General features: G+C 72.4%; 16 protein-coding genes. 9 read left to right on the top strand and 7 right to left on the bottom strand.

Annotation, left to right across the window (positions count from 1 at the left end):
• The first annotated feature begins 38 nt into the window (after positions 1-38).
• From fdxA to ACIPVB_RS14310, 3 genes are all read left to right on the top strand, one after another.
• Positions 39-359 carry a ferredoxin gene (gene fdxA / locus ACIPVB_RS14320; RefSeq protein WP_076676249.1) on the top strand — a complete coding sequence of 107 codons (321 nt, stop codon included), beginning with the start codon at positions 39-41 and terminating at the stop codon, positions 357-359.
• 3 nt (positions 360-362) lie between these two features.
• Positions 363-1,466, top strand: coding sequence for a succinyldiaminopimelate transaminase (dapC, locus tag ACIPVB_RS14315; RefSeq protein ID WP_400369751.1), 1,104 nt, complete (start codon positions 363-365; stop codon positions 1,464-1,466).
• A 249-nt stretch (positions 1,467-1,715) separates the two neighbouring features.
• The gene (locus ACIPVB_RS14310) at positions 1,716-3,011 is read left to right on the top strand and encodes a citrate synthase (RefSeq protein WP_400369750.1); all 1,296 of its coding nucleotides are present in this window, start codon (positions 1,716-1,718) and stop codon (positions 3,009-3,011) included.
• A 758-nt stretch (positions 3,012-3,769) separates the two neighbouring features.
• Here ACIPVB_RS14310 and dapD read toward each other — a convergent pair.
• Positions 3,770-4,687 (bottom strand): 2,3,4,5-tetrahydropyridine-2,6-dicarboxylate N-succinyltransferase, encoded by a 918-nt coding sequence (dapD, locus tag ACIPVB_RS14305; RefSeq protein ID WP_400369749.1) that lies wholly within the window; start codon positions 4,685-4,687, stop codon positions 3,770-3,772.
• Positions 4,688-4,730: 43 nt separating this feature from the next.
• On the opposite strand from dapD, the gene dapE reads away from it, so the two are divergent.
• The 3 genes from dapE to ACIPVB_RS14290 all read left to right on the top strand — a co-directional run bounded on the left by dapE (position 4,731) and on the right by ACIPVB_RS14290 (position 7,295).
• Positions 4,731-5,807, top strand: coding sequence for a succinyl-diaminopimelate desuccinylase (dapE, locus tag ACIPVB_RS14300; protein WP_400369748.1), 1,077 nt, complete (start codon positions 4,731-4,733; stop codon positions 5,805-5,807).
• The gene (locus ACIPVB_RS14295; protein WP_400369747.1) at positions 5,804-7,027 is read left to right on the top strand and encodes a hypothetical protein; all 1,224 of its coding nucleotides are present in this window, start codon (positions 5,804-5,806) and stop codon (positions 7,025-7,027) included. The genes dapE and ACIPVB_RS14295 overlap by 4 nt, the downstream gene beginning before the upstream one ends.
• A gap of 94 nt (positions 7,028-7,121) precedes the next feature.
• Positions 7,122-7,295 (top strand): DUF3117 domain-containing protein, encoded by a 174-nt coding sequence (locus tag ACIPVB_RS14290; RefSeq protein ID WP_076490128.1) that lies wholly within the window; start codon positions 7,122-7,124, stop codon positions 7,293-7,295.
• Between the two features lie 70 nt (positions 7,296-7,365).
• Here the strand turns inward: ACIPVB_RS14290 and ACIPVB_RS14285 are convergent, their stop codons facing one another.
• Entirely contained in the window at positions 7,366-8,004 is a 639-nt protein-coding gene (locus ACIPVB_RS14285) for an O-methyltransferase (RefSeq protein WP_400369746.1), read from the bottom strand.
• 72 nt (positions 8,005-8,076) lie between these two features.
• On the opposite strand from ACIPVB_RS14285, the gene ACIPVB_RS14280 reads away from it, so the two are divergent.
• Complete coding sequence (locus ACIPVB_RS14280) at positions 8,077-8,448, top strand: Sec-independent protein translocase TatB (RefSeq protein ID WP_400369744.1); 372 nt, start codon at positions 8,077-8,079, stop codon at positions 8,446-8,448.
• A 59-nt stretch (positions 8,449-8,507) separates the two neighbouring features.
• On the opposite strand, the gene ACIPVB_RS14275 is transcribed toward ACIPVB_RS14280, so the two are convergent.
• The 3 genes from ACIPVB_RS14275 to ACIPVB_RS14265 are packed head-to-tail and all read right to left on the bottom strand — an operon-like array spanning position 8,508 to position 11,514.
• Positions 8,508-9,656 (bottom strand): Mrp/NBP35 family ATP-binding protein, encoded by a 1,149-nt coding sequence (locus tag ACIPVB_RS14275; protein ID WP_400369742.1) that lies wholly within the window; start codon positions 9,654-9,656, stop codon positions 8,508-8,510.
• Positions 9,653-10,198, bottom strand: coding sequence for a DUF1003 domain-containing protein (locus ACIPVB_RS14270; RefSeq protein ID WP_400369741.1), 546 nt, complete (start codon positions 10,196-10,198; stop codon positions 9,653-9,655). Before ACIPVB_RS14270 ends, ACIPVB_RS14275 begins: the two co-directional genes overlap by 4 nt.
• Positions 10,198-11,514 carry a magnesium transporter MgtE N-terminal domain-containing protein gene (locus tag ACIPVB_RS14265; RefSeq protein WP_400369740.1) on the bottom strand — a complete coding sequence of 439 codons (1,317 nt, stop codon included), beginning with the start codon at positions 11,512-11,514 and terminating at the stop codon, positions 10,198-10,200. The genes ACIPVB_RS14270 and ACIPVB_RS14265 overlap by 1 nt, the downstream gene beginning before the upstream one ends.
• A 71-nt stretch (positions 11,515-11,585) precedes the next feature.
• Between ACIPVB_RS14265 and ACIPVB_RS14260 the strand changes: the two genes are divergently transcribed.
• The gene (locus ACIPVB_RS14260; protein WP_400369739.1) at positions 11,586-12,326 is read left to right on the top strand and encodes a general stress protein; all 741 of its coding nucleotides are present in this window, start codon (positions 11,586-11,588) and stop codon (positions 12,324-12,326) included.
• Positions 12,327-12,343: 17 nt separating this feature from the next.
• Complete coding sequence (locus ACIPVB_RS14255) at positions 12,344-12,991, top strand: alpha/beta family hydrolase (protein ID WP_400369874.1); 648 nt, start codon at positions 12,344-12,346, stop codon at positions 12,989-12,991.
• A 252-nt stretch (positions 12,992-13,243) separates the two neighbouring features.
• Here ACIPVB_RS14255 and ACIPVB_RS14250 read toward each other — a convergent pair whose 3' ends face one another.
• Together ACIPVB_RS14250 and ACIPVB_RS14245 are read right to left on the bottom strand one after the other, a co-directional pair.
• Entirely contained in the window at positions 13,244-15,025 is a 1,782-nt protein-coding gene (locus ACIPVB_RS14250; protein WP_400369737.1) for a gamma-glutamyltransferase family protein, read from the bottom strand.
• Complete coding sequence (locus ACIPVB_RS14245) at positions 15,022-16,455, bottom strand: aminopeptidase P family protein (RefSeq protein ID WP_400369736.1); 1,434 nt, start codon at positions 16,453-16,455, stop codon at positions 15,022-15,024. Before ACIPVB_RS14245 ends, ACIPVB_RS14250 begins: the two co-directional genes overlap by 4 nt.
• Positions 16,456-16,457: the final 2 nt, after the last annotated feature.

The following is a 16,457-nucleotide window of genomic DNA, read 5'->3' as shown; positions in this document are numbered from 1 at the left end:
GGCCGGACCGGGCGCTCCCGCGGGATTAGACTGAGCCGGTGACTTACGTGATCGCTCTCCCGTGCGTCGATGTCAAAGACCGCGCCTGCATCGATGAGTGTCCGGTCGACTGCATCTACGAAGGCGAGCGGTCGCTCTACATCCACCCCGACGAATGCGTCGACTGCGGCGCGTGCGAGCCGGTCTGCCCCGTCGAGGCCATCTACTACGAGGACGACCTCCCCGAGGAATGGTCCGACTACTACAAGGCCAACGTCGAGTTCTTCGACGACATCGGCTCGCCCGGCGGCGCGGCCAAGGTCGGCGTGATCGCCAAGGATCACCCCGTCGTGTCGTCGCTGCCCCCGCAGAGCCACTGAGTCGTGGGCGTCGCCGACCTCGCCGACTACCCCTGGGACGCCGTCGCCCCCTACGCGGAGCGCGCACGGCGGCACCCCGATGGACTCGTCGACCTGTCGATCGGCTCGCCTGTCGATCCCACGCCCGCCGTGGTGGCCCAGGCCCTCGCCGACGCCACCGATGCGCACGCCTACCCCCAGACCGCGGGCACCCCGGCGCTGCGCGAGGCCATCGCCGAGTGGTACCACCGCCGCCGCGGGGTCCCCGGCATGAGCGCCGAGAACGTCCTGCCCACGGTCGGCTCGAAAGAGCTGGTCGCCCTGCTCCCGCTGCTGCTGGGGCTCGGCCCCGGCGATGCGGTAGTGCACCCGCGGGCGGCGTATCCCACCTACGAGGTCGGGGCCCGACTCGTCGGCGCCGAGGCCGTGGCATCCGACGATCCCTCCCGGTGGCCGGAACACACCCGCCTGGTCTGGATCAACTCGCCGGGCAATCCCGACGGCCGGGTGCTCTCGACCGACGAGCTGCGGGATGCCGTGACCCGGGCGCGCGAGCTCGGAGCCGTCCTGGCCTCCGACGAGTGCTATGCCGAACTGGGCTGGGATGCCCCGTGGGACGTGCAGCCCGTGCCGAGCGTCTTGGACCCGGCCGTGGTCGGCGACGACTTCGGCGGAGTGCTGTCGGTGTACTCGCTCAGCAAGCAGTCCAACCTCGCGGGGTACCGCGCGGCGTTCCTCGCCGGTGACGCGGCCGTCGTCGCGCGGTTGCTGACGGGGCGCAAGCACCTCGGGCTCATGCCGCCCGCGCCGGTGCAGCGCGCCATGACGGTCGCGCTCGGCGACGACGAACATGTCGCCGCCCAGCGCGGGTTGTACGCCCGCCGTCGCGCGGTGCTCAAGCCCGCGGTCGAAGCCGCCGGCTTCACGATCGATCGCAGCGAGGGCGGCCTGTACCTGTGGGCCACCGAGGGGCGCGACGCGTGGGACAGCGTCGGACGCCTGGCCGAGCTCGGCATCCTGGTGGGTCCGGGGCACTTCTACGGCACCCACTTCCCGAACCACGTGCGGTTCTCGCTGACCGCCACCGACGAGCGCATCGCGGCGGCCGCCGAGCGCCTCGGGCGCTGAGACCCCCGTCCTCGGCGGGTGGTTCTCGGCTCCGCAGGAGGATCCCTCCATTCGATGGGGTGATCCTTTGGCGGTGTCATCTGTACGCCCCCGGGCCTACTAGGCTGTAAAAGCACAGCGTCCGGGGCACCCTCCGTGCGCGTGCCGACCCGGATGCCATACCCGTGGCATCCATCGGTCGAGAAGACCGCGGGTGCCGCAAGCCTCGCGATCGACCGGACGGGCGACCAGAAATCGCAAGGAGGCGCGGTGAGCGACGCGGGCACGCAGCAGGACAAGGCCACTCTCACGGTAGGGGGCACCACCGCCGAATTCCCGGTCCTGCGAGGCACCGACGGCGTCCCGAGCATCGACATCGCGTCGCTGACCAAGCAGACCGGTCACACGACGCTGGACTACGGTTTCGTCAACACGGCGTCGACCAAGTCCGACATCACCTTCATCGACGGCGACCAGGGCATCCTGCGCTACCGCGGTTACCCGATCGAGCAGCTCGCGAAGAACAGCACCTACCTCGAGGTGGCGTGGCTGCTCATCTACGGCGAGCTGCCGTCGGCGTCCGAGCTGGCCTCGTTCGACGAGCGCATCCGCCGTCACACCCTGCTGCACGAAGACCTCAAGCGCTTCTTCTCGTCGCTGCCCCCGACCGCGCACCCCATGTCGGTGCTGTCGGCTGCGACCGCGGCGCTGTCGACGTACTACGAGTCCGAGTCCGACCCGCACAACCCCGAGCACGTCGAGCTCAACACCGTCCGCATGCTCGCCAAGCTGCCCGTGATCGCGGCGTACGCGCACAAGAAGAGCATCGGCCAGGCGTTCCTCTACCCCGACAACTCGCTGAGCTTCGTCGACAACTTCCTCAAGCTCAACTTCGGTGTACTGAGCGAGATCTACGAGGTGAACCCGGTCATGACCAAGGCCCTCGATCTGCTGCTCATGCTGCACGCCGACCACGAGCAGAACGCCTCCACCTCGACGGTGCGCCTCGTCGGGTCCACCGGCGCCAACCAGTTCGCGTCGATCTCCGCCGGCATCCAGGCCCTCTCCGGACCCCTGCACGGCGGCGCCAACGAGGCCGTTCTGCAGATGCTCGGTCGCATCCGCGACTCGGGCGAGAGCGTGGAGCGCTTCGTCGAGCGGGTCAAGAACAAAGAAGAGGGCGTCAAGCTCATGGGCTTCGGCCACCGGGTCTATAAGAACTACGACCCGCGCGCCAAGCTCGTCAAAGAGGCCGCCGACGAGGTGCTCGAGGCCCTCGGCGTCAGCGACCCGCTGCTCGACCTCGCCAAAGAGCTCGAGCAGATCGCGCTGCAGGACGACTACTTCAAAGAACGTCGCCTCTACCCGAACGTCGACTTCTACACCGGCGTGATCTACAAGGCGATGGGTTTCCCGACGCGCATGTTCACGGTGCTGTTCGCGATCGGGCGCCTGCCCGGATGGCTGGCGCAGTGGCGCGAGGCGATCACCGACCCGCAGACCAAGATCGGCCGCCCGCAGCAGCTGTACACGGGTGCCGCCGCGCGCAGCTACCCCGGCGTCTGACGCCACAGCAGAACGCCCCGTCCCTGTGTGCAGGGGCGGGGCGTTCTGCTGTGGGCGGCGGCGCCCGGGGGGACCTCGTCCCACTTCTGGACGGGCCGGGGGGGACCACGTCCCACTTCTGGCCGGGCCGGGGGGGACCTCGTCCCACTTCTGGTCGGGCCGGGGGGACCTCGTCCCACTTCTGGTCGGGCCGGGCGCGGCGGTCCCGCCGAGCGGGGACATGCGCCCATGGCCGATTACACGCGCGCGCTCGCGCTGGGACGGAACGGGGACCCGGCGCCTCGTGCGTCGTCGGAACGCGCGCTGCGCGTCGCGCGCGACAGCGGCGCGACGAGACGCCGCGATGGCGCGTGCGCGCACGCACCTGCGCCTCGACGGCGATCGGCTTCGCTGTCGCGGTGCCGATAAACGCCGTTTGTGGTGAGGAACGCCGGGACAGCGCGTTTCTCGCCACGAACGGCGTTTATCGCGCGGGGAGGACGCACGAACGGCGTTTATCGCGCGGGGAGGGCCCGCGAACGGCGTTTGTCGCGCGGGGAGGACGCACGAATGGCGTTTATCGCGCGGGGAGGACGCACGAACGGCGTTTGTCGCGCGGGGAGGGCCCGCGAACGGCGTTTATCGCGCGGGGAGGGCCCGCGAACGGCGTCTATCGCGCGGGGAGGACCCGCGATGGGCGTCGATCAGGCGAGGAGAACCCGCGACGGACGTTCGCGCGGGGAGGGCCCGCGATCGGCGCGGGCCGCGCCCGCGGGGACTCAGGCGTGCAGGGCCTCGTTGAGCGTCACGCCGACGCCGGCGCGGGCCGAGGCCTCGACCGCCCCGGTGAGCGAATTGCGCCGGAACAGGATGCCGTCGCGGCCCGACAGCTCGCCCGCCTTGACCGTCTGATCGCCGACCTTCACCTTGGTGCCGGCCGTGACGTACAACCCGGCCTCGACGACGCAGTCGTCGCCCAGCGAGATGCCGATGCCGGCGTTCGCGCCGAGCAGGGTGCGCGCGCCGATCGAGACGCGGTGCGTGCCCCCACCCGAGAGCGTCCCCATGATCGAGGCGCCGCCGCCGATGTCGGTGCCGTCGCCGATGACCACGCCCTGCGAGACGCGTCCCTCGATCATGGACGAGCCGAGGGTGCCGGCGTTGAAGTTGACGAAGCCCTCGTGCATCACGGTGGTGCCGGGGGAGAGGTGGGCGCCGAGGCGGACCCGCGACGCATCGGCGATGCGCACGCCGGCGGGCAGGACGTAGTCCGTCAGCCGGGGGAACTTGTCGAGCCCCTGGAGCTGGATGCCGTGGCGCCTGAGCTGCGGCAGGAGCCGCGCCGCGTCGTCGGGGTGCATCGGCCCGGCGTTGGTCCACGCGACGTTGGGCAGGTGGCCGAAGACGCCGTCGAGGTTGATTTCGTTCGGACGCACCAGCAGATGCGATAGGGCGTGCAGGCGCAGGTACGCGTCGACGGTGGAGGTCGGGGCGGCATCCGCGTCGATCTGCAGGGACACCGTCTCGACGACGACCCCGCGGGGCTCGTCGGCGCCCGCGGACCCGGCGAGGGCCGCTTCGTCCGCGGAGAGGTCGGCGGCACCGCGTCGTGGGGCCGGGAACCACGCGTCGAGCACCACTCCTCCACGGGTCCGCGTCGAGAGGCCGGCAGCGCTGATCAGTCGTTCGTCACTCACCCGCCCAGGCTACCGGCGCGGCCGCGTGTGGGATGATCGGGGCATGGCCGCGCTCGACCTCACGTCCTCTTCCGTCGCCCTCACGCGGGCCATCTGCGACATCCACAGCGTGTCCGGCGACGAGACTCCTCTCGCGGATGCCATCGAGGCCGCCGTCTCCGCCTACGACCACCTCGAGGTGATCCGCGACGGCGACACGATCGTCGCCCGGACGAACCTGGGCCGCGCGCGCCGCGTGGTGATCGCCGGCCACATCGACACCGTGCCGATCAACCGCAACCTGCCCGTCGAGGATCGCCGGATCGACGGCGAGGAGTTCCTCTGGGGGCGCGGCACCGTCGACATGAAGGCGGGGGTCGCGGTGCAGCTCGGGCTCGCGGCCGAGCTCGCCGCACCCGCGGTGGACATCACCTGGATGTGGTACGACCACGAAGAGGTCGACTCCGCGCTCAACGGGCTGGGCCGGCTCTCGCGCAACCGCCCCGACCTGTTCGCGGGCGATTTCGCGATCCTCGGCGAGCCGAGCAACGGCGAGGTCGAGGGCGGCTGCAACGGCACGCTGCGGGCCGTCGTCCGCACCACCGGCGTCCGCGCCCACAGCGCCCGCTCCTGGATCGGCGAGAACGCCATCCACAAGGCCGCGCCCATCCTCGCCCGTCTGGCCGAGTACCGCGCCCACGAGATCGAGGTCGAGGGGCTCGTGTACCGCGAGGGTCTGAACGCCGTGTCCATCTCGGGAGGCGTGGCGGGCAACGTCATCCCCGACGCGTGCGACGTCGAGATCAACTACCGGTTCGCGCCGAGCCGCGACGCCGAGGCCGCCGCCCGCGTCGTGCGCGACGTCTTCACCGGCTTCGAGGTCGACATCGTCGACATCGCCGAGGGCGCCCGCCCCGGCCTCGACGCCGCGCTGGCGAGAGAATTCGTGGATGCCGTCGGCGCCACCCCGAAGCCCAAGTACGGCTGGACCGATGTCGCGCGGTTCTCGGCCCTGGGCATCCCGGCCGTCAACTACGGTCCCGGCGACCCGCACCTCGCCCACCACGACGAGGAGCGCGTGCCCGTCGCCCAGATCGAGGCGGTGGAGCGCGGCCTGCGCGCCTGGCTGAGCGGGTCGTGACGACCGGGGTCACGGCATCCGCACCGATCCGGGTGTGGACGCGTCTGCCGGTGGCGGCGCGTATCGCGGTGGTGTACATCGCCGCTCGGGTCGTGACCACGGGATTCTTCGCCGTGGCCGCCGCCCTCTCGACGCCGGCTTCGCGCTACGGGGTGTCGCCGTCGCTGACCGACCTCGCGATCGGCTGGGACGCGCAGTGGTACTGGTTGGTGGCGGTGTCGGGGTACCCGAGCGAGCTGCCGCTGGCGGCGGGCGGACACGTGGCCGAGAACGCGTGGGCGTTCATGCCGCTGTACGCGTGGCTCTCGGCGGCCGTCGGGACGCTGATGGGGTCGTGGGGTGCGGGCGCGGTCACCGTCTCGCTGCTGTCGGGCTACGGCGCATGCGTCGTGCTGCACGGGCTGCTGCGCGAGCGCATCGGCGCCTCCGCGGCGATGTGGGCGGTGGTGCTGTTCGCCTGCGGGCCGCTCGCGGCCCTGTTCCAGGTCGGGTACGCCGAGGCGCTGTTCCTGCTGCTGCTGTTCGTGGCCCTGCGCTGCGTGCAGCGGCGCCGGTGGGGATGGCTGTACCTGCTCGTTCCGGCGATGGGATTTACCCGGCCCGGCATCCTCGCCTTCGCGTTGTTCCTGGGTCTGTACGGCATCCATCGGTTCCTGCGGCGACGCGGCGATGCGTTGCCGGTGCGCGAGAGGGTGCACATCGTGGCACTGGGCGCACTGGCGACGCTGGTCGGGTTCTCGTGGCAGGTCGTCGCGGGCATCGTCACCGGCGACCCGGGGGCCTACCTCGCGACCGAGCTCGCCTGGCGTCGCAGCTGGACGGGTGACAGCGAGGGCGGGTTCATCCCCGGGGACGGGTGGGTCCAGGCCGCGGGGTTCTGGTTCACGCAGTGGGGTCTCGGGGCCTGGGCGGGGTCCGCGGCGCTGGTGCTGCTGATCGTCGGGATCGCGTGCGCGCTGATCTTCGTACCGCAGGTCAAAATGCTCGGCGTCGAGGTGCGACTGTGGTCGGCGAGTTACCTGGTGTACCTCCTGCTGGTGTTCTTCCCGCAGTCCAGCGTGTTCCGGCTGCTGGTGCCGGTGTCGCCCCTGTGGGGTGCTCTGGTGGTGCCGCGCTCGCGCGCGTGGCGCGCAGGCGTCCTCGCCCTCTCTCTGCTGGGGCAGTGGTGGTGGATCTACAACATGTACGGCCTCGGCAATGCGTACTGGCAGATCCCCTGAGACGGCCGATGACCGCGTCGGACACCGTGAAACGCGGGGTTTCCGCGGCGACCGACTAAACTAGTCGGAGACCAATCACGAAAAGGGGGCCGCGATGGCAGCCATGAAGCCGCGTACCGGTGACGGACCGATGGAGGCCGTGAAGGAGGGCCGGTTGATCATCGTACGGGTGCCGCTCGAGGGGGGCGGGCGACTCGTCGTCTCCGTCAACGACGCTGAGGCGAAAGAACTCTACGACGTGCTCGGAGGAGTCGTCGGCGCCGCCTGACGATCTTCGCGCTCACGAAAGCCGGTCCCTCGGGACCGGCTTTCGTCGTTCGCGGATGGTCGCGCGCGTGTCAGTCCTGCGCGGGGCGCGTGGTCAGCTGCAGCAGGCCCTCACCCGTCGTCGAGAGAGCGCCGATGACCGCCGGCGAGGCCTGGACCTCTTGGATCAGGGAGCGGTACGCGGTGGTCACGGGGTCGCGCCGCACGGGATCGGCGACGGCGCCGCCGGACAGCACGCGGGGGATGAGCACCGTCCCGCCCGCGCGGACGAGACGCAGACCGTGCTCTACGTACTCGATGACCCCGTCGGGGTCGGCGTCGATGAAGACGATGTCGTACGAGGCCTCGTTCATGCGGGGCAGCACATCCGCGGCGCGTCCGGTGATGAAGCGCGCCCGCGCGGCAGGGACCCGGGCGTCGGCGAAGGCCTGGCGGGCCGCACCGAGGTGCTCGGGCTCGCTGTCGATCGTGGTGATGGTCGCGCGCGGCGAACCGTGCAGCAGCCACAGGCCCGAGACGCCGCCGCCGGTGCCGACCTCGACGATGTTGAGGGCCCGCGAGGCGGCCGCGATGACCGCGGCCTGCGCGCCGACGGCGGGGCTGATGGGGGCGGCGCCGAGCTCGAGGGCGTGCGCCCGGGCGCGAGCGATGTGCTCGGGCTCGACCGTCGTCTCTTGCACGAACCGCTCGTTCGCCTCATGACCGCTCACGTGGACCTCCACCCCTCAGGCTAGACGGCCCGGCGGTGCGGACCCCCTAGGCGCGGCCGGTAATCTGGACCCATGTTCTTCGGCCTCACGATCGAGAAGCTGATGCTGATCGGCGTGATCGCCGCTGTGCTCATCGGCCCCGAACGGCTGCCGCGGTACGCCGAGGCCTTGGCCAAGTTCACCAAGCGGGCCAAAGAGACGCTTCAGGGTGCGCGCACGCGCATGCGCGACGAGATGGGTCCGGAATTCGACGACGTCGACTGGAAGAAGCTCGATCCGCGGCAGTACGACCCGCGTCGCATCATCCGCGAGGCCCTGCTCGACGACACCCCCACGGCGACCATGCGCGCCGCCGGGGCCGCCGCCCTCGCGGCGCGCGAGAAGCCCGCCGCCACACCTTTCGTCGCGGGGGAGCGCCCCCCGTTCGACGACGAGGCGACCTGAGCGCGACCACGCGGCGCGTCGACGGGTGAATCGACGGGTGGATGCCGTCGGCCCGGCCGTCAGACGCTGAGGCGCAACGGCTTGCCCGACAGGCCCCGCGGACGAACGGCGAGGGCGGCCGCCGCCGCATCGATCGCACGGGCGGCGGGATCGTCGGGGTGCGCGAGAACCACGGGCCGACCGGCGTCGCCGCCGGCGCGCAGCGCGGGGCTGAGCGGAACGGATGCCAGCAACGGCACGGGCGCGTCCGCGCTCGACAGGGCGCGGGCCACCTCGTCGCCGCCCCCCGCGCCGAACAGGTCGAGCACGGAGCCGTCGGGAAGGGTCATCGCGGCCATGTTCTCGATCACGCCGATCGGGCGCTGCCCGGTCTGACGGGCCACGAGTCCCGAGCGCACCGCGACCTCGGCCGCCGCGGCCTGCGGCGTCGTCACCACCAGCACGTCCGCGTGGGGGAGGAGCTGACCGACCGAGATCGCGACGTCGCCCGTTCCGGGCGGCATGTCCAGCAGCAGGACGTCGAGATCGCCGAAGAACACGTCGGTGAGGAACTGCTGCACGGTGCGGTGCAGCATCGGTCCGCGCCAGGCGACCGCGCCCGCGGCATCCTCACCGGGGCGGCGCAGGAACATCCCGATCGAGATGACCTTCACGCCGTACGCGACGGGAGGCAGGATCAGATCGTCCAGGCGCGTCGGGGCAGGGGGCAGTCCATCGTCGTCGACGAGGCCGAGCAGCCCCGGGATCGAGAAGCCGTGCACGTCGGCGTCGACGAGTCCGACGCGCAGGCCGCGCGCGGCGAGGGCGACGGCGAGGTTCGCTGTCACGGTGGATTTGCCGACCCCGCCTTTGCCGCTGGTGACGGCGATCACGCGGGTCAGCGAGTCGGGGCCGAAGGGCATCTCGCGCTTCGCGCGACCGCCGCGCAGCCTGTCGGTGAGGGCCTTGCGCTCGTCCGGCGACATGACCCCGACCCGGACGGCGACGGTGTCGATCCCGGCGACCGAGGCCGCGGCATCCCGGACCTCCCGTTCGATGCGGTCCGCGGCGGGGCATCCGACGATCGTCAGGGCGATGCCCACGTCGGCGACGCCGTCGGCCACCGTGATCTCGCGCAGCATGTCGAGCTCGCCCAGGGGGCGGCGCAGCTCGGGATCGGTGACGGCCGCGACCGCCTCGCGGACGCGGTCGGTCAGCGCCGCCGTCACGGGGTGGCCCGCGAGACGTTCGGGTGCGACGGGGTGTCGGACGGGTCGTCCAGGCGCTCCAGCAGTGCCCGGAGCTCGGTGCGCAGCGTGTCCTTCGTGATGACCTCGTCGGTCAGATCGCGCACGGCCATGCGCAGCGCGACGATCTCGCGGGCGAGGTACTCGGTGTCGGCGAGGTTGCGCTCCGCGCGTTGACGGTCCTGCTCGATCTGCACGCGGTCGCGGTCGTCCTGCCGGTTCTGCGCGAGCAGGATCAGCGGGGCGGCGTACGACGCCTGCAGCGAGAGCACGAGCGTCAACGCCGTGAAGCCGATCGCGGCGGAGTCGAAGCGCAGCTCGTCGGGCATGAGCGAGTTCCACCCCATCCACAGCACGCAGAACAGGGTGAGCGAGAGCAGGAAGGTCGGCGTGCCCATCGCGCGGGCCACCCACTCGGTGAAGCGGCCGAAGCGGTCGCGCGAGGGCTGCGGGGTGCGCGGGGCGAGGACGCCGGTGCGTCCGCGGGGCGCATCGAGGGCCGGTTGCTTGTTCGAGCGTGCCATCAGCGCCTCCTCGGGGTCTGCGGGATCTGCGGGATGCTCTGCGTCGCGAGTGGTCTGACCGTCGTCGGCGGTCGGGGATCGTCGCTGTCGTGCGTGCGCCAGTCGTCGGGCAGCAGGTAGTCCAGGACGTCGTCGACGCTGACGCAGCCCACCAGGCGGTGCGCCTGGTCCACGACGGGCAGGGACACGAGGTTGTAGCTCGCCAGCAGACGGGCCACCTCGGCCGCCGTGGCGGCGGCGGGCACCGGCTCGAGCGTGTCGTCGATGATGGCACCCAGTCGCTCGTGCGGGGGATAGCGCAGCATCCGTTGGAAGTGCACTGTGCCCAGCAGGCGCCCGGTGGGGGTCTCGTACGGGGGAAGGGTGATGAACACGGATGCCGCGAGCGCCGGGTGCAGCTCATGGCGGCGGATCAGCGCGAGGGCCTCGGCCACCGTGGCGTCCGCCGACAGCACGATCGGCTCGGGCGTCATCAGGCCACCGGCGGTGTCGGGCCCGTACTGCAGCAGGGCGCGGACGTCGTCGGCCTCTTCGGGCTCCATCAGGTCGAGCAGCTGCTCCGAGCGGGACTCGGGCAGTTGCCCGAGCAGGTCGGCTGCGTCGTCGGGTTCCATGGCGTCGAGGATGTCGGCGGCGCGTTCGTCGCCGAGCTGCTCGAGGATGTGCACCTGCTCGTCTTCGGGCATCTCTTCGAGGGCGTCGGCCAGGCGGTCGTCGCTGAGCTCCTCGGCGACCTCGATCAGACGCTCCTCGGGCAGATCGAGCAGGGTGTTGGCCAGGTCGGCCGGTTTGAGCTCGGAGTAGGTGGCGACCAGCTGCTCGGCGGACTGCGCCTCACCGGGCGTCTGGTTCTCGCGCACCTCGCCCCATGCGGCGAAGGTGGTCGCGCCCTTGGCGAAGGGCGACGCGCTCGTGCGCGGCCGGCGGAGGAAGAGCTGACCCACGTCCCACTCGCCGAGGCGGTTGCGCTCGATCGCGACGTCCTCGATGACGGCGGTTCCGGAGCCGTCGACGAGGCTCACGCGGCGTCCGAGCATCTCGGCCATCACGCGCACCTCGCCGCCTCGCTGCTGGAAGCGACGCACGTTGATCAGACCGGTCGTGATGACCTGACCGGCCTGGATCGAGGTGACGCGCCCGATGGACACGAACACATGTCGGCGGCCCGGGATCTCGACGACGAGGCCCACGACGCGCGGTGCGGTGGACGCGCGGTAGATCACCACGACGTCGCGCACCCGGCCCAGACGGTCTCCCGCCGGGTCGAACACCGTGCAGCCCGCCAAGCGGGCGACGAAAACCCTCTGCGTGCTCACCGGTCCAGCGTAGTCCGCACCTCGTGGGCAACACCTCGGGAACGGTCAGGCGTGCGTGACAGGATGGTGAAATGAGTATGTTCGCGCAGCGTCCGGGTGCCGGTCGCGACGAGGTCGGCGAGAAGATCGCCTCGTTCCCGACGTACGAGCAGGCCCAGAAGGCCGTCTCGTCGTTGATCGCCGCCGAGGTCCCCGCGCGCGACATCGCCATCGTCGGCTCTGGTCTGCGCTCGATCGAGCGCATCACGGGCAAGCTCGGTTACGCCACCGCGGCCCGATCGGGAGCGCTGAACGGCCTCATGCTCGGTCTGCTCTTCGCATTCATCTTCGTGCTCGGCACGCCGACCGCGCAGATCGCGGCGTTCATCGGCGTGCTGCTGGTCGGCATGGCCCTGGGCATGCTGCTGAGCCTCGGCACCTACTCGATCGTGCGTCGTCGACGCGACTTCGCCTCGGTGATGCAGGTCGCGGCCGACCACTACGACGTGTGCGTCGCGGCCACCAGCGTGCACACGGCCCGGGGGGTCCTGGGCCCCACCGGCACCGCCGTGCGGACGACCGTGTCTCGCCCCGCGGCCGACGACACGACGCCGCCGCAGTACGGGGAGCGCCGCGCGCCCGGCCAGGCCGCACCCGCCGCTCCGCCTCGCCCCCCGGCGCCCTCGGCCGCGCCGGCCGCCGACCCGCGCGACGACGAGCCGCCCCGCTACGGCGAGCGGATCGCCTCGCCGCCGCCCGTCCCCGAGACGCCGTCCCCGGACGCGGACCGACGAGGCGAGGCGCGTCCGGACGACACCCCGACCGAGCGGTGACACCGCAGCCGGTGCGAATCGCGGTCGACCTGCCGTCCGGTCCCGCCGAGGTCTCGGGCCTGTGGTCGACCGCCGACGTGTCGCACGCGACCGTCGCGCTCGCGCACGGCGCCGGGGCCGGGATGGACCACCCTTTCCTGACCGGGCTGTCCGAGGCCCTCACGGCCCAGGGCGTGTCGGTGCTGCGGTTCGTGTTCCCCTACGTCGAGGCGGGGCGACGGATGCCGGGCCCCGCCGCCCACGCGCTGGCGACCTGGCGCGGGGTCGAGGCCTGGCTCGCCGCCCACGCGCCGGGCGCCTACGCGGCGGTCGGCAAGTCGTACGGGGGGCGCATGGCATCCGTCGCCACCGCCGAGGGGCTGATCGCCCCGGAGCGGTTGGTGTATCTGGGATATCCGCTGCACCCGCCGGGGCGCCCGGACAGGCCCCGCAGCGCGCACCTGCCCGCGATCACCGTGCCCCAGCTGTTCGTGGAGGGGGAGGACGATCCCTTCATCGCGCCGCGCGCGCAGTTCGACGAGGTCGTGGCCTCGTGTCGTGACGCGCGCGTGCACTGGATCGCCGGCGGGAACCATTCGTTCGAGGTCCGGGGGGCGCGTCGCCCCGCCGCCGAGATCGGCGCGGGGCTGGCCGAGGTGGTCGCCGCGTTCGCGCGGGGGCGGTGACCGCGCACCCCGCCGCGCGGCCGCGGGCCGGGCGTCGCCCCGCCGGGTCGGGTGTCACCCCGCCGGGCCGGGCAGTGCCCGCCGGGCCGGGTGTCGTCGCGCTGGGCCGGGCGTCGCCTTGCCGGGCCGGGCGGCGCCGCGCTTCGCCGCACTGGGCCGGGCGTCACCCTGCCGGGCCGGGCGGCGCCGCGCTTCGTCGCGCTGGGTCGGGCGTCACCCTGCCGGGCCGGGCGGCGCCCTCCCGGCCCGGCCTCAGCGTCCCGCCGCGTAGCCCTGTGCGCCGCGCGGGTTGGCCGCGGCCCACAGCAGACCGTCGGCGTCGCGGCCCACGGCGCTGACCCGCCCGAGCGCCCAGTCGCCCGCCCGGCGGACGCGGTGGCCGCGCCGTTCCAGCGCCGCGATCAGCTCGTCGCCGAGACGGTCCTCGACCGCCGCGCCGGCCGGCACCCAGGTGCGGGGCCAGAACGAGTCGATCAGCGCCGTGGTGTTGAGCGTGGGGGCATCGATCGCCTGCTGCGCGCTGTACCCGCCCACCAGCATGCGCAGCAGCACGGGCAGTTGCCACTGGTCCTGCTGGTCGCCGCCCGGGGACCCGATCGCGATGACCTCGTCGCCCCGCGTCAGCATCGTCGGCGTGAGCGTTGTACGCGGGCGCCGACCCGGGGTGAGCGATGCCGGGTGCCCGGGCACCAGCCACGTCGCCTGCAATCGCGTGCCCAGGCAGAAGCCCAGCGCGGGGACCGTCGGCGACGACTGCAGCCAGCCACCGGACGGCGTCGCCGAGACGACGTTGCCCCACCGGTCGATGACGTCGATGTGGCAGGTGTCGCCGCGGGTCTGACCCGACCGGTCGACCGTGGGTTCGCCCGTGGACCCGTCGGTCGCCGACCGGTCGGTGCGCAGCGGCGGGAGCAGCGGGTCGCGCCCGTCGGGCGATCCGGGACGCAGGTCGGTCGAAGCCTCCGGGCCGATCAGCGCGCGGCGGGCGGCGACGTACTCGTCCGCGAGCAGGGCGTCGATGCCGACCGCGCCGTCGGCGTCGCCGAACCACGCGTCGCGGTCGGCGTAGGCCAGCTTCTGCGCCTCGAGCAGCAGGTGCGCTCCCTCGGGCGTGCCCGGGTCGAGCTCGGCGTCGCCCGCGTCCTCGAGCAGGCGCAGCGTGTGCAGGAGCGCGGGGCCCTGCGTCCACGTGCCCGCCTTGTACACGTTCCACCCGCGGAACAGCGTCGACACCGCGGGTTCGTATCCCGCCCGCCACAAGGCGAGGTCGTCGGCATCCAGGATGCCGGCATGATCCGCCCCGTCGGCGTGGCGGTGCGGCCGCGACACGAACGCGGCGGCTTCGGGCAGTACCTCGGTCATCCATCGCTCGCGCGCAGCGTCGATGCGCGCGGCCCGCGCGTCGAGGTCGTCTCCCGCCGCGACGAGGGAGTCCAGGACGCCGGCCCACGCCGGATTGCGCACGATCGCGTCGACCGCGGGAGGGGTGCCGTCCGGCATCCACCTTTCGAGCGAGCTCGGCCAATGGTCGCGGAAGAGGTCGGCGACGCGGGCGATGGTCAGCGCCGCGCCGGCCACCAGGGGGTGGCCCTCGCGGGCATAGCCGATCGCGAAGGCGAGGACGTCGGCGAGCTCCCACGTGCCGTGATCCCGCAGCAGCAGCAGCCAGGCGTCGACGGCGCCCGGTACCGCGGCGGCGAGCCCGCCCGCCCCGGGCACGAGGTCGAGACCGCGCGCGGTGAACTGCGCGATGTCGGCGCGCGCGGGAGCGGGTCCCTGCCCCATGAGCACGACCGGCTCGGTCGCGCCCGCCGGGCGGATCAAAGCGACGAGGTCGCCGCCGGGACCGTTCAGGTGCGGTTCGACGACGTGCAGCACGAAAGCGCCAGCGACGGCGGCGTCGAACGCGTTCCCGCCGCGTTCGAGCACCGCCTGGGCGGTCGCGGTCGCCGTCCAATGCGTGGAGGCGGACATGCCGAACGTCCCCCGGAGGGTCGGTCGGGTGGTGAAGGATGCCGGGGCGGTGAAGGTCATCGCTGCAGCCGGGCGATCCACTCCTCGACCTCGTCGGCGGTGCGCGGGATGCCGGCCGACAGGTTGACGGGGCCGTCGGCGGTCATCACGATGTCGTCCTCGATCCGCGCCCCGATGCCGCGGTACTCCTCGGGGACGGTGAGGTCGTCGATCTGGAAGTACAGGCCGGGCTCGATCGTGAACACCATGCCCGGCTCGAGCAGCCCGTCGTAGTACATGTCGCGGCGGGCCTGGGCGCAGTCGTGCACGTCGATGCCCAGGTGGTGGCTGGTGCCGTGGACCATGTAGCGGCGGTGCTGGCCCCCGCGGTCGGCGTCGAGGGCCTCTTCGGCGGTGACGGGCAGCAGGCCCCACTCGGCGACGCGCGCCGCGATGACCTCCATGGCGGCCTCGTGCAGGCGGCGGAAGGGCACGCCGACCTTCGCCGCGGCGAACGACGCGTCGGCGGCCTCGCGCACGGTCTCGTAGATGCGGCGCTGGACGTCGGTGAACGTGCCCGAGACGGGCAGCGTCCGCGTGATGTCGGCGGTGTAGAGGCTGTCGACCTCGACCCCGGCGTCGACCAGGATGAGGTCCCCCGGGGCGACCGGGCCGTCGTTGCGGGTCCAGTGCAGGTAGCACGCGTGCGGGCCGGACGCGGCGATCGTGTCGTAGCCGACGCTGTTGCCGTCGGAGCGAGCACGCTGGTGGAAGACGCCCTCGACCACGCGCTCGCCGCGCGGGTGCTCGATGATGCGGGGGAGTTCGGCGATGACGTCATCGAAGCCGCGGCCCGTGACCTCGACGGCCAGGGCCATCTGCGCGAGCTCGTACTCGTCTTTGATCAGCCGGAGCTCCGACACGAAGCGCGTCACCTCGTCATCCGTTCCGACCGTGCGGTCGTCGGCCTCGGGGGCGAACTCGTCGAGGTGCGCGGTGGTGAGGCCGAGGTCTGCGGCGACCCCGTCGAGGGCGGGACGAGGACCGATCCAGAACTCGCCGATCGTGGCATCCGAGTAGAACTCCGACGTCGTGCGGTCGGCGCGCTCGCGGAAGTACAGCACCGCCTCGTGCCCCTCGTCGCGCGGCTCGAAGACCAGCACGGCGTCGGGCTCGGCGTCGCTGCCCCACCCGGTGAGGTGCGAGAACGCGGAGTGCGCACGGAAGGGGTAGTCGCAGTCGTTGCTGCGCTGCTTGAGGCCGCCGGCGGGCACGACGACGCGCTGTCCGGGGAACGCCCGCGACAGGCGTTCGCGGCGACGCGCGGCCCACGGGGCCTGTTCGCGCGCGGCGGGCAGGGTGGCGGGGTGCTCGGCCCAGCCCGTCGAGATCGTGTCGAGGAATCCGCGGGGGAACGGCGCTTTGCGGTTGCTGGGAGCGACGGTCTCGGTCTGCTCGGCCTGGGGCTCGGCGGTGGGGGCGGTCGTGTCGCTGTGGGAGGGAGCGTCCATCG

It is taken from the genome of Microbacterium sp. NPDC090007 (genome assembly GCF_044748345.1).
GTDB lineage: Bacteria > Actinomycetota > Actinomycetes > Actinomycetales > Microbacteriaceae > Microbacterium.
This window is presented reverse-complemented; position numbering and strand designations above follow the sequence as displayed.

Excerpts from the sequence above, each read along its gene's own strand:
- dapE (WP_400369748.1), top strand. The coding sequence starts at position 4,731 with ATGGCCGCGCTCGACCTCACGTCCTCTTCCGTCGCCCTCACGCGGGCC.
- ACIPVB_RS14290 (WP_076490128.1), top strand. The coding sequence starts at position 7,122 with ATGGCAGCCATGAAGCCGCGTACCGGTGACGGACCGATGGAGGCCGTG.
- ACIPVB_RS14280 (WP_400369744.1), top strand. The coding sequence starts at position 8,077 with ATGTTCTTCGGCCTCACGATCGAGAAGCTGATGCTGATCGGCGTGATC.
- ACIPVB_RS14270 (WP_400369741.1), bottom strand. The coding sequence starts at position 10,198 with ATGGCACGCTCGAACAAGCAACCGGCCCTCGATGCGCCCCGCGGACGC.
- ACIPVB_RS14260 (WP_400369739.1), top strand. The coding sequence starts at position 11,586 with ATGAGTATGTTCGCGCAGCGTCCGGGTGCCGGTCGCGACGAGGTCGGC.
- ACIPVB_RS14250 (WP_400369737.1), bottom strand. The coding sequence starts at position 15,025 with ATGACCTTCACCGCCCCGGCATCCTTCACCACCCGACCGACCCTCCGG.
- ACIPVB_RS14245 (WP_400369736.1), bottom strand. The coding sequence starts at position 16,455 with ATGGACGCTCCCTCCCACAGCGACACGACCGCCCCCACCGCCGAGCCC.